This is a genomic window from Sphingobium fuliginis (genome assembly GCF_004152845.1).
In the GTDB taxonomy this organism is placed as follows: domain Bacteria; phylum Pseudomonadota; class Alphaproteobacteria; order Sphingomonadales; family Sphingomonadaceae; genus Sphingobium; species Sphingobium fuliginis.
In genome coordinates this window covers 270,054-282,119 of record NZ_SEON01000002.1, presented here as the reverse complement: position 1 = coordinate 282,119, position 12,066 = coordinate 270,054, and the positions used below count along the sequence as shown (strand labels likewise).

11 protein-coding genes are annotated in these 12,066 nt (G+C 66.7%); 6 read left to right on the top strand and 5 right to left on the bottom strand.

Annotation, left to right across the window (positions count from 1 at the left end):
• Window positions 1–139 precede the first annotated feature (139 nt).
• The 5 genes from EWH10_RS06260 to hflK all read right to left on the bottom strand — a co-directional run bounded on the left by EWH10_RS06260 (window position 140) and on the right by hflK (window position 5,961).
• Window positions 140–583, bottom strand: coding sequence for a hypothetical protein (locus tag EWH10_RS06260; protein WP_044661644.1), 444 nt, complete (start codon window positions 581–583; stop codon window positions 140–142).
• Between the two features lie 15 nt (window positions 584–598).
• Window positions 599–2,224, bottom strand: a complete 1,626-nt coding sequence (locus EWH10_RS06255) for a helicase HerA-like domain-containing protein (RefSeq protein ID WP_044661645.1) — start codon at window positions 2,222–2,224, stop codon at window positions 599–601.
• A gap of 146 nt (window positions 2,225–2,370) precedes the next feature.
• Entirely contained in the window at window positions 2,371–3,879 is a 1,509-nt protein-coding gene (locus EWH10_RS06250; RefSeq protein WP_025548759.1) for a Do family serine endopeptidase, read from the bottom strand.
• A 109-nt stretch (window positions 3,880–3,988) separates the two neighbouring features.
• On the bottom strand, window positions 3,989–4,834 hold the full coding sequence (gene hflC / locus EWH10_RS06245; protein ID WP_044661646.1) for a protease modulator HflC: 846 nt from the start codon (window positions 4,832–4,834) through the stop codon (window positions 3,989–3,991).
• Window positions 4,834–5,961, bottom strand: a complete 1,128-nt coding sequence (gene hflK, locus EWH10_RS06240; protein ID WP_025548756.1) for an FtsH protease activity modulator HflK — start codon at window positions 5,959–5,961, stop codon at window positions 4,834–4,836. Before hflK ends, hflC begins: the two co-directional genes overlap by 1 nt.
• 334 nt (window positions 5,962–6,295) lie before the next feature.
• Between hflK and EWH10_RS06235 the strand changes: the two genes are divergently transcribed.
• The 6 genes from EWH10_RS06235 to EWH10_RS06210 all read left to right on the top strand — a co-directional run bounded on the left by EWH10_RS06235 (window position 6,296) and on the right by EWH10_RS06210 (window position 11,998).
• On the top strand, window positions 6,296–7,063 hold the full coding sequence (locus EWH10_RS06235) for an Mrp/NBP35 family ATP-binding protein (RefSeq protein WP_226869663.1): 768 nt from the start codon (window positions 6,296–6,298) through the stop codon (window positions 7,061–7,063).
• A 171-nt stretch (window positions 7,064–7,234) separates the two neighbouring features.
• Window positions 7,235–7,663 (top strand): CoA-binding protein, encoded by a 429-nt coding sequence (locus EWH10_RS06230; RefSeq protein ID WP_025548752.1) that lies wholly within the window; start codon window positions 7,235–7,237, stop codon window positions 7,661–7,663.
• Window positions 7,664–7,719: 56 nt separating this feature from the next.
• Window positions 7,720–9,987: a molybdopterin cofactor-binding domain-containing protein gene (locus tag EWH10_RS06225; protein WP_044661648.1), complete on the top strand. Its 2,268-nt coding sequence runs from the start codon at window positions 7,720–7,722 to the stop codon at window positions 9,985–9,987.
• 5 nt (window positions 9,988–9,992) lie between these two features.
• The gene (gene hemH, locus EWH10_RS06220; RefSeq protein ID WP_044661649.1) at window positions 9,993–10,964 is read left to right on the top strand and encodes a ferrochelatase; all 972 of its coding nucleotides are present in this window, start codon (window positions 9,993–9,995) and stop codon (window positions 10,962–10,964) included.
• A gap of 36 nt (window positions 10,965–11,000) precedes the next feature.
• Complete coding sequence (gene phbB / locus EWH10_RS06215) at window positions 11,001–11,723, top strand: acetoacetyl-CoA reductase (protein ID WP_025548750.1); 723 nt, start codon at window positions 11,001–11,003, stop codon at window positions 11,721–11,723.
• The gene (locus tag EWH10_RS06210; protein ID WP_044661650.1) at window positions 11,723–11,998 is read left to right on the top strand and encodes a ribbon-helix-helix domain-containing protein; all 276 of its coding nucleotides are present in this window, start codon (window positions 11,723–11,725) and stop codon (window positions 11,996–11,998) included. The genes phbB and EWH10_RS06210 overlap by 1 nt, the downstream gene beginning before the upstream one ends.
• The last annotated feature ends 68 nt before the right edge of the window (window positions 11,999–12,066 follow it).

Below are 12,066 nucleotides of genomic sequence, written 5' to 3'. Positions count from 1 at the left end.
ACCGCGGCGGTAGAGAAAAGGCGCAGCAATATTTGGGGCGGTGATGGTCTGGCTTTAGAGGAGATCGGGCCTGTTCCCCATGCGCTTGGGCATGGCGGCTTTCGGCTGGGCAGGCTTTCCGTGTCGGTGGGGTCGAACCCTATCGATCCGGCTGCAACAGGATGCCGCTTACCGATCCATTGCGCACCGAGCAGACGAAGGGCACCGACCGCCGGCCGTCGAACGGACCGACTTCGCCTTCCACTTCCCAACCGGTGGACATGGTGCTGGCGGCGATCCGTCCCAGGACCTTCGCGCCCGGTCCTGCCTCTTCCCGCGCCTTGGCCGCGCAGGCATTGCGGGCTGCCGTGGCGGTCTGGATCGGGCCGTAGCCGGGCGACACATAGGGTTGGCGTCTGGCATCGCGTTCGGCCTGACGGTCGCGGGCGATGTCGCTGGCGATGGCGGCGTCCGTGGCGCGGCGCAGGTCGCGATAATCCTGTGCATGGGCGGGCAGGGCAGGCGCCAGACCCAGGGTGCAGATGCCCAGGGTGAAGGTGCCCCGTGTGAAGATGCCTAAGGTGAAGATGATCCTCTTTCGCATGGCATGTCTCCCCGATTATTTGAACAGGCTGCCCAATATGCCGCGCACCAGTTGCCCCGCAATGCCGCCGGACCTGCGGCTGGACCCGCCGAAGACCGCCCGGCCGATTTCATTGGCGACCTGACGCCCGACGGACGAGGCGGCGGAACTGGTCGCGGACTGGATCGCCTTGTCGAAGGAGGAGGGCCTGGCGGCTTCGCGGGCGGCGGCGGCTTCCTGCCGCGCCTGTTCCTTTAGCTGGGCCTCGCGCTGCTTGGCCTCTATTTTGGCCTGGGCGGCGGCCGCCTTGTCCGCTTCGGCCTGCGCCTTGGCGGCCTGCGCGGCGGCGGCGGCGGCCTGACCCCGGGCGGCGAGGATTTCCTCGGCCGACTCCCGATCGACGGTCGCGTCATATTTGCCCGCGCAGGGCGATATGGACTGGATGATCGCCCGTTCCCTGGCATCAAGCGGGCCCAGGCGCGACCGGGGCGGGGCGATCAACGTGCGCTGGACGATGCCGGGCGAGCCGTCCTCCTGCAGCAGCGACACCAGCGCCTCGCCCACCTTGAGTTCGGTGATCGCGGTTTCGACGTTCAGGTCCGGATTGACGCGGAAGGTTTCCGCCGCTGCCTTGATCGCCTTCTGGTCGCGGGGGGTGAAGGCGCGCAGGGCGTGCTGGACCCGATTGCCAAGCTGGCCCGCCACATCTTCCGGAATGTCGATCGGGTTCTGCGTCACGAAATAGACGCCGACGCCCTTGGAACGGATCAGGCGCACCACCTGTTCGATCTTGTCGGTCAGCGCCTTGGGCGCATCGTCGAAGAGGAGATGCGCCTCGTCGAAGAAGAAGACGAGGACCGGCTTGTCCGGATCGCCCACCTCGGGCAGCGTCTCGAACAGTTCGGAGAGCAGCCAGAGCAGGAAGGTGGCGTAGAGCTTGGGGCTCTGCATCAGCCTGTCGGCGGCGAGGACGTTCACATAGCCGCGCCCCTTCTCATCGACCTTCAGCATGTCGTGAATGTCGAGCGCGGGTTCCCCGAAGAAATGGTCGCCGCCCTGGCTTTCGAGCTGGAGCAATTGCCGCTGGATCGCGCCGACGCTGGCCTTGGTCACATTGCCGTAGCGCGCGGACAGGCTGTCGGCATTTTCGGCGCAATAAGCCAGCATCGCCTGCAGGTCGCCCAGGTCGAGCAGCAGCAGCCCTTCCTCATCGGCATATTTGAAGGCGATGGAGAGCACGCCCTCCTGCGTTTCGTTGAGGTCCATCAGCCGGGAAAGCAGCAGCGGCCCCATCTCGCTGACGGTGGTGCGGACGGGATGGCCCTGCTCGCCGTACAAGTCCCAGAAGATGGCGGGATTGTCGGCATAGCTGTAATTGTCGAGGCCGATCTCCCTGGCCCGCGCCACCAGCTTGTCCGCATTTTTGGCGGTGGGGGAGCCGGCCATGGCAATGCCCGCCAGGTCGCCCTTCACGTCGGCGAGGAAGACGGGCACGCCCAGTGCGGAGAAGCTTTCGGCTATGCCCTGGAGCGTCACGGTCTTGCCCGTGCCGGTCGCGCCGGCGATCAGGCCATGGCGATTGGCCCGGCGCAGGTTCAGCGTCTGGGGGATGCCGCCGTCCTTGTCGGGCGCGCCAAGGCCGATGAAAATGCCGTCGCTCATCTCGCGTCATTCTCCCAAAAAGGTGACGGGCCGCGCCCACCGGAGTCTGCCGTCCCCTTTGTAGAGGCGAGGCAGGGCTTCCGGCAAGCGCGACCCGTAACGATCGGCTGGTTTTCAGCTCTGGGCCTGTCGTGCGGCGCGCGCGCTTATTTGTCGCGCAGCCGCACTGGCAGGAACACGGCGGGCTGGCCGCGCCGCAGCACCTGGAGCAGGATCGCGCTGCGGCCCTGCGCCGACACCGCCTTCACCTGCGCGTCGAGGTCCGCCTGGGTCGCGACGGGCCGGTTGTTCGCGGTGATGATGACGTCGCCGCGGCGCAGGCCCTTGGCGCCTGCATCGGTCGAGCCGTCGACGGCGGTGATCACGATACCCCGCGTATCGGCGGCGATGCCGAGCTGGCGGATGATGGTCGAGGTCAGCGGAATGGCCGAAATGCCCAGCGATTGCTGGCTGGCCTGGCCATTATTGGAGGGGTTCTCCTGCTGCTGGCTGAAATCCTCATCCTGGCTCTGGGCGAAGGCGTTGAGTTCGTCTTCGGACGGGCGTTCGCCCACGACGGCCGTCACCGTCTGCCGCTGCCCATTGCGCAGCAGCACGATCGGCACGCGTCCGCCGATCGGCTGGTTGGCGACGATGGACGAGAGATTCTGGTCCGGCGTCACTTCCTGGCCGGCGACGCTGACGATCACGTCGCCCGCCTTGATCCCGGCCTTGTCGGCGCCCTTGCCAGGCTCCACGCCCTGCACGAATTCGCCGCGATTCTTGGCGAGGCCAAGGGAATCGGCCAGATCCTCGCCCAGCGGGCTGATCTGAATGCCCAGATAGCCGCGCTTGACGGCCTGGCCCTTGCGCAGCGTGTCGACGATGGGCGCCGCCTGTTCCGACGGGATGGCGAAGCCGATGCCGACATTGCCGCCCGAGGGCGAAAGGATCTGGCTGTTGATGCCGATCACATTGCCGCGCATGTCGAACATCGGGCCGCCGCTATTGCCCTGGTTGATCGACGCGTCGGTCTGGATGAACTTGTCGTAGGTGCCGCCGGTGCCGCGATGCACGGCGGAAATGATGCCGGCCGTCACCGTGCCCGACAGGGCGAAGGGATTGCCGATGGCGATCACCCAGTCGCCCACGCGCGCCTTGGTGCTGTCCCCGAACTTCACGAAGGGCAGGGCTTTCCTCGGCTCGATCTTGAGCACGGCGATGTCGGTCGCGGGATCGCGGCCCACCAGCTTGGCGGGATATTCCTCGCTATTGGTCAGCGTGACGGTGATGGAATCGACGCTGGCCCCTTCGGCGCCGGCGGACACCACATGGTTGTTGGTGACGATATAGCCGTCGGCGGAGATGATGAAGCCCGACCCCAGCGATTGCGCCTGACGGGTCTGCGGCCTTCCGCCCGGAGCGCCGAACAGGTCGCCAAAGGGCGTGCCGGCGAAGGGATTCTGCACCTGCACGCGCTGCTTGGTGGAAATGTTGACCACGGCCGGTTGCAGCTTCTCGACCATGTCGGCCAGGCTTGCCGGGGCGCCGGCGGGGGCGGCGGCCTGCATGCCTTCATTCTGCGCGACCTGCGCGCCGACATTGGAACTGGTCGTGACGGCGATGGCCGTGCCGCCGAGCAGCAGGGCGCCGGTAATGGCATAAGCGTAACGCACTCGTGACGGTCCTCTCATGAACTTGCGAAGGAAAGGCGGGACTCTGCGATGAGCGGGATGCGCCGTCTTGCCTTAACCCTCATTGAATGACGCTGGTTCCGTAATGAAATCAACGCCCCTGGAACTGCTTCAGGAAATCATTGTCGCGGGAGAGGACCATGGTGGTCGACCCCTGCCGGTCCGGAGCGAAAGTATAGCGATAGGCCTGCATGGCGCGATAGAAATCGTAGAACTGGGCGTCCTTGCCGAAGCTTTCCGAATAGATGCGGGCGGCGTTGGCGTCCGCCTCCGCGCGGATGATCTGCGCCTGCTTGGCGCCCTGAGCGCGGATGGTGAGCGCTTCCTGTTCCCGCGCCGTGCGCATGCGGGTGAAGGCGCTTTCCAGCGGCGCGCCGTCGGGCAGGTCGGCCCGCTTGATCCGCACATCGACGATCTGCGCGCCATATTGCCGGGCGACGCGGTTCAGGCCCGCCTCGATATTGTCCATCACTTGGCCCCGCTCGGGGGAGAGCAGCGCCGCGAAGGGCCGCTTGCCCAGTTCGTTGCGCAGCGCGGAGCCCAATATCGGGCGCAGGGCGTCCGACACCCGCTCCTCGCTGCCCGCCGCGATATACATGCGCAGCGGATCGACGATGCGGTAACGGGCGAAGGCGTCGACCTGAAGCCGGAGCTGGTCGGTGGACAGCACCTGCTGCCGCTCCATCTCCACCGACAGGACGCGCTTGTCGATCCAGACGATCTGGTCGATGAACGGCCAGCGCAGGATGATCCCCGCGCCCGTCTTGCCGAAATCCTCGCTGGGGCGATAGCGGTTGATGATCTTCTTGGGATCGCCGAAGCGCACGATCACGCCCTGCTTGGTTTCAGGCACGATGGCGATGGTGCTGCCGATCAGCAGCAGCGCGGCGATGGCCAGCAGCGCCAGCGCGACGGGATGGCGGACGAGGTTCTGCATCACTGGCCCTCCACGGTCGCGCTGCCCTGCGCGGTGCCGCCCTGCGCCCGGCGCTTGAGTTCGGGAAGGGGCAGATAGGGCGTGACATTGCCGCTTTCGACGATGGTCTTGTCGACGTTCGACAGGACACCCTCCATGGTTTCATAATACATGCGGCGGCGGGTGACGTCGGGCGCGAGCCTGTACTGCTCATAGACCTTGTCGAAGGCGGCGGCTTCGCCCTGCGCCTTGGCGGTCACTTGCTGCGCGGCGGCGCGGGCTTCGTTGAGATAGGTCTGGGCCGTCTGCTGCGCCGCGGACACCGCCTTGAACGCATCGTTGACGGCGGTCGGCGGATCGGCCTGCTTGATCGCAACGCCCTGCACGCGGATGCCCGAGCGGTAGCCGTCCAATATCTCCTGCATTCGTTGTTCGACCTGCTGCTCGATCTCCGTGCGGCCGGCGCCCAGCGCATCCTCCAGGCTGACGCTGGCGACGACGGAGCGCATCGCGCTTTCGGCGACTTCGCGCACCGATGAGTCAGGGTCGGAAAGCTGGAACAGATAGAGTTCCGGGCTGCGGATGTTCCAGCGCACGGAATAGGCGAGGTCGATGATGTTCTGGTCGCCGGTCAGGACCAGATTCTCGCTCTCCGCCCGCGTCGAGCCGATGTCGATGGTGCGGATTTCCTCGACGTCGACGGTCGTCACATTTTCCAGCGGGGCAGGCAGCGTCAGGCTGATGCCGGGGGACAGGGTGCGGCTGTATTTGCCCAGCAGGGTGACGACGCCGCGTTCCTGCGGGCCGACCCGGTGGAAGCAGGTCAGGACCAGCCACAGCACCACCAATATGCCGATGGCGGCCGGCCACAGCGCCTTGCCGGATGGGCGGGGCGGCAGATTGCCGAAGCCGCCACCCCCCTGGCCGAAGCTTTCCTTGCTGCGGCGGAGCAGTTCCTCGATCGCGGAAGGGCCCTTGGCGCCGGGGCGTCCCGGCTGGGTCCACGGGTTGCGCGGCCCGTCGCTGCCCTTGCCTTCGCCGCCCTTGCCCTGGCCGTCATTGCCGTCCGGACCGTCGCTCTTGCCGCCCCACGGACCCTGGGCCATGGCGCTCGCTATGCCCGGCATCCACCCGAAAAATCTCTTCATGCCTTCTCTATAGGTAGGCTCTCCGGCGAAAAACAGTGCCCTTCGCAACGATTATTGTTTCGAATGATGTCGATGGCCAAGAAAAACGGCGGCCTGCCGGTTTCGCCGGACGGGGAAAGTCCCTAGATGGCCTGCCATGACCCAGCTTGAAGATTTCGCCGCTCGCCTCAAAACGCTGACCGACGGCCGCGCCAGCGCGCCGCGCCTGAAGGACGGGGTGATGTCGCTGGTGCTGGACGTGGCGGGCCTGTCGTCCGATCAGCGCGACGCCGTGGCCGCCGCGATCCGGGAGGGCGCGCTGACCGTGCCCGGCGTCGAGGATGTGCGCATCGCCATGACGGCCGAGCGCAGGCCGCTGAAGATCGTCGCCGTCGCATCGGGCAAGGGCGGGGTGGGCAAATCCACGCTGTCGGCCAATCTCGCCGTCGCGCTGCAAAGGCTGGGGGTGAAGGTCGGGCTGGTCGACGCCGATATTTACGGCCCGTCGCAGGCGCGGCTGATGGCCAGCGAGGACAGGAAGCCGCAGGCGAAGGACAAGCAGCTCATCCCGGTGCAGAGCCCCTTTGGCGTTCCGATGCTTTCCATGGGCCATCTGGTCGAGCCGGGCAAGGCGCTCGCCTGGCGCGGGCCGATGGCGGGAAATGCGCTGGCCCAGCTGATCGAGGCGGATTGGGGCGATGCGGAGCTGCTGATCGTCGACATGCCGCCGGGCACGGGCGACGTGCAGCTGTCGATGGTGCAGAAGCACAAGCCGGCCGGGGCCGTGATCGTCTCGACGCCGCAGGACCTGGCGCTGATCGACGCGGTACGCGCGGTGAGCCTGTTCGAGCAGACGCAGGTGCCGATGATCGGCCTGGTCGAGAATATGGCGGGCTATGCCTGCCCCCATTGCGGGGAAGTGTCGGACCCCTTCGGTCAGGGCGGCGCGGAAGCGGCCGCCGGGGAAATGGGGATGCCCTTCCTTGGCCGGATACCGCTCGCCATCGACATTCGCCGCCGGTCCGATGCGGGCGATCCTCCGGCGGCGGGGGACGACGCGCATGGTGTGGCTTTCCGCACGATTGCGGAGAAGGTCGTTGCGTGGCTGCGGGGTGGGCGCTGACGTCTTCACCCTGTTCCTTCTTTCGTCATCCCGGCGATAGCCGGACCTCGTGAGACTACTCCATGCCCTATCGCCTGAGATCCCGGCTTCCGTGGGGATGAAGGGGTTGGAGGGAACGGCTTGCGCCTCTCCAGCGTCCTTCCCATGTCTCGCGAATATGGAGGACCCCTCATGCCGCTTACCGATGCGCAGGATATAGCCGATCTGTTGAACGAAACCCGCACCATAGCGCTGGTCGGCATTTCCGACCGGCCCGACCGGCCGAGCTATGGCGTGATGAAGACCCTTCAGGATCACGGCTATCGCGTGCTGCCCGTCAATCCGCAGATCGCGGGCGAGCATGTCCATGGCGAATTCGTCTGGGCCAGCCTGTCCGACATCGGCGTGCCGATCGACATGGTCGACATCTTCCGCCGAAGCGACGCCGCGGGGGAGGTCGTGGACGATGCCATAGCGGCAGGGGCCAAGGCGGTCTGGATGCAGTTGGCCGTGGTCGATGAGGCCGCGGCGGCCCGGGCCGAGGCGGCCGGGCTCAAGGTGGTGATGGATCGCTGCCCCGCCATCGAGATACGCCGGCTCCAGCTCAGGCCCGTCGCCTGAACCTTCGGGCGCAATAGGGCTTTGCAGAGCTTCCAAGCCCCTCTATCAGCGATGGCATGGGGCGCGCACCGCGGAAGCAGGGTCAGCAGACGAAAAAGGGTTTGGACCGGCGCACCCTGCTGGTCGGCGGGGGTGCCACGGTGGGGCTGCTGCTGGCATGGGCCATATGGCCGCGCTCCTATCGCGCCAGTCTCAACACCGCGCCGGGCGAGACCGCGTTCAACGCTTTCCTGAAGATCGACCGGTCTGGCCAGGTCGTCGTCATCGTGCCCCAGACCGAGATGGGGCAGGGGGTCACGACCCTTCTGCCGCAGATACTGGCCGACGAACTGGGCGCGGACTGGCGGACCGTCGGCGTGCAGAGCGCGCCGATCGGGCCGCTCTACGCCAATATCCTGCTGGCGCGCGAATGGCTGGCCAATGACTGGAGCCGGCTGGCGGGCGAGGCGGGCGAATGGACCATCGATCAATATGCGACCCGCCGCGCCCTGATGCTGACGGGCGCGGGCACGTCGGTGCCGATGTTCCACCAGCCCTATCGGGAGGCAGGCGCGGCGGCGCGGGTGCTGCTGTGCAAGGCGGCGGCGGCGCGCTGGGACGTCGCCTGGGAAAGCTGCGACATCCAGAACGGCATCATTTCCGACGGCGGGCAGCGCCGGTTGAAGCTGGGCGAGGTGGTGGAGGATGCCGCGACCTTCGACCTGCCCGAGATATTGCCCTTCCGCCAGGCGGAGGTGGACCGGCTGGCGGGGCAGGAGCTTCCCCGGCTGGACACCCCGTCCAAGATCGACGGCAGCCATAATTTCGCCGCCGACATCCGCCTGCCCGACATGGTCTTCGCCTCCATCCGGCAGGGGCCGATCGGGGATGCCGTGCTGAAAAGCGTCAACGAGGGCGCGGCGAAATCCGTCACCGGCTTCCTGAAGCTGGTGCGGCGGGACCGGTGGGTCGCGGCGGTCGCCAGCAACTGGTGGGCGGCGAACAAGGCGCTCGATCTGGCCGATCCGGTCTTCGCGCTTTCCGGCAGGCCGGTGGACAGCACCGGGATGGAGGCGGCGCTGGAGCAGGCCTTTTCCGGCTCCGGCGAACGGCTCTATGCGCAGGGCGATCCGCAGCCGCTGTTCGGGGATGCGACCATCCTTGCCAGCGAATATCGGGTGCGGCCGGGCCTGCATCTGGCGCTGGAGCCGATGTGCGCCACCGCCCGGATCGGCGAGGACAGCGCGGAAATATGGATGGCGACGCAGGCGCCCGGCCTGGCCCGTGCCGCCATCGCCCGCGCGCTGGGGCTGTCGGCGGAAGCGGTGACGCTCTACCCGCTGCATGCCGGCGGAGGCTATGGCCGCCGCATGGATTTCGAGGCCGGCGTGCAGGCCGCGCTCCTCTCCCGCGAGATGGGGCGGCCGGTGCAACTGCTCTGGTCGCGGCTGGAGGATGTGATCCAGGACAGGCCCAGCGCCCCCGCCCATGCGCGCATGGCGGGCAAGCTGGGCCGCAACGGCGCGATCGAAGGCTGGTCCGCGAAGGTCGCCGCCCCCTGCGCCCTGACCCAGACATGGGCGCGCATCGCCCATGGCAAGCTGCCGCACGAGGCCGGCGCCGATGCGTCAGGCACGTCCACCCGGCTGGCGGTGGCGGGCATGGAGCTGCCCTATGCGGTGCCCAACTGGGCGGTCGATCACTTCCCCGCCGATGTCGGCCTGCCGCTGGGGTTCGCACGTGGCAACGCGCATCTGCACGGCGCCTTCTTCACCGAAAGTTTCATGGACGAGCTGGCGCATCAGGCGCAGATGGAGGCGATGTCCTTTCGTATCCAGATGCTGGGCGGCAATCCCCGGCTGGCGCATTGCCTGACCACCGTCGGCGCCATGGGCGGCTGGCAGGGCGGCATAGAAGGAAGCGGGCAGGGACTGGCGGCGCATGTGATGAACGGCGCCTTCATCGCCGTGATGGTGGAGGCGGGCATGGCGGAGGGCAAGTTGCAGGTCTCACGGATCGTCGCCGCGGTGGACGGCGGGGATCAGGTCAATCCGGACATTGCCCGGCAGCAGGTCGAAAGCGGCCTGATCCATGGGCTGGCATTCGCCATGGGGGCGTCCGTCCCCTATGCGAAGGGCATGCCGACGCGGGCGATGCTGGGCCGCATGGGTCTGCCGCGGCTGGGCGATGTCGGGGAAGTGACGGTCGAACTGATCCGCAGCACCGCGCCTCCCGCCGGGCTGACAGACCTGGGCGCGCCGCTGGTGGCGCCCGCCGTCGCCAATGCGCTGTTCACCACGGCGGGGCGGCGTTTCCGCACCCTGCCCCTGCTGATGGAAGGGTGAAATTCTTGGGCAAGATCGGCCTTCTCCTCATCAATCTGGGCACGCCCGACGGTCCCGACCCGGCATCGGTGCGGCGCTATCTGGCCGAATTCCTTTCCGACCGGCGCGTCGTGGAAATTCCGCAACTGCTGTGGCAGCCGATCCTGCGCGGCCCGATCCTGCTGACCCGTCCGAAGAAATCCGCCCATGCCTATCGGCAGGTGTGGATGAAGGAGGGATCGCCGCTCGCCGTCTATACGCGCGACGCCGCCCGCGGGCTTCAGGAGCGGATGGGCGCCGGCGCGATGGTCGATTGGGCGATGCGCTATGGCAATCCGGCGATCGGCGCGCGGCTGGAGGCGATGGTCGCCGCAGGGTGCGACCGCATCCTGCTGGCTCCGCTCTATCCCCAATATTGCGCGGCGACGACGGCCACCGCGCTCGATGCCGCCTATGCGGCTCTGGCGAAGATGCGGGCGCAGCCGGCGATCCGCACGCTGCCGCCCTATCATGCCGATCCCGCCTATATCGAGGCGCTGCGCGCATCGACCCAGGCGCAGCTCGCCAACCTGGATTTCGCGCCGGACCTGCTGATCGCCAGCTTCCACGGCATGCCGGAGCGAACGCGGCAATTGGGCGATCCCTATCGCGACCAGTGCGTCGAAAGCGCAAGGCTGCTGGGCGAGGCTCTGGGGCGGGAGGTCCGGGTCACCTTCCAATCGCGTTTCGGCCCCGCGAAATGGCTGGGCCCGGCAACCGATGCGGTGCTGCGGCAGCTCCCTTCGGAAAATGTCCGGAATGTTGCCGTCCTGACCCCCGGCTTCTCGGCGGATTGCCTGGAAACCCTAGAGGAAATCGCCATTCGCGGCAAAGAGGATTTTATCGCTTCCGGTGGCAATAATTTTGTCCATTTGAGTTGTTTGAACGCCTCCCCGGACGCTATGAATCTGTACGAGACTCTGGCCCGTCGCGAACTGGCCGGCTGGTTGGAGAGGTAAGTTTCGTCCCGTCAATATTCTTTGAGGAGAGCCACTATGAGCAAGGTTGCAGTCGTCACGGGCGGAACGCGGGGAATTGGCGAGGCGATCAGCCTGGCGCTCAAGGAGATGGGGTTCACGGTCGCCGCCAACTATGCCGGCAACGACGCCAAGGCGCAGGCCTTTTCGGACAAGACGGGCATAGCGTCCTTCAAATGGGACGTGGGCGATCACCAGGCCTGTCTGGACGGTTGCGCGCAGGTGGCCGAGGCGCTGGGGCCGATCGACGTCGTCGTCAACAATGCGGGCATCACCCGCGACGGCGTGCTGGCGAAGATGAGCTTCGACGACTGGAACGAGGTGATGCGCATCAATCTGGGCGGTTGCTTCAACATGGCCAAGGCGACCTTCGGCGGGATGCGGGAGCGCGGCTGGGGCCGTTTCGTCAATATCGGATCGATCAACGGGCAGGCGGGCCAATATGGCCAGGTCAACTATGCGGCCGCCAAGTCCGGCATCCATGGCTTCACCAAGGCGCTGGCGCAGGAAGGCGCGAAATATGGCGTCACCGTCAATGCGATCGCGCCGGGCTATATCGACACCGACATGGTCGCGGCGGTGCCGCAGGCGGTGCTGGAAAAGATCGTCGCCAAGATCCCGGTCGGCCGTCTGGGCCATGCCGATGAGATCGCCCGCGGCGTCGCCTTCTTCTGCAGCGAGGAGGCGGGCTTCGTGACCGGCAGCACGCTGTCGATCAACGGCGGCCAGCATATGTACTGATGGAAGGCGAGGGGCCTTCCATTGACGCTTCGGCGCCGGCGGCATCGCCCTTCGCTCCGCCCGTCAAGCGCAGCGTGACGATTGCGGGCCATCAGACCGCGATCAGCCTGGAACCGATATTCTGGCAAGCCCTGCGCGCGGCCGCCCTGCGGGAGGGTTTGCCCGTCAACGCCTTGATCGCGCGCATCGATGTCGCGCGCATGGCTGCGGCCGATCCGCCCAATCTGGCGAGCGCGATAAGATGCTGGCTTTTCAACGATAATATACGATCATAAAATAATAATTACTCGCAATAGCGTTGACTCTGCGAACAAGTCGCAATAGCAGACCCCTCAAGGTTCAA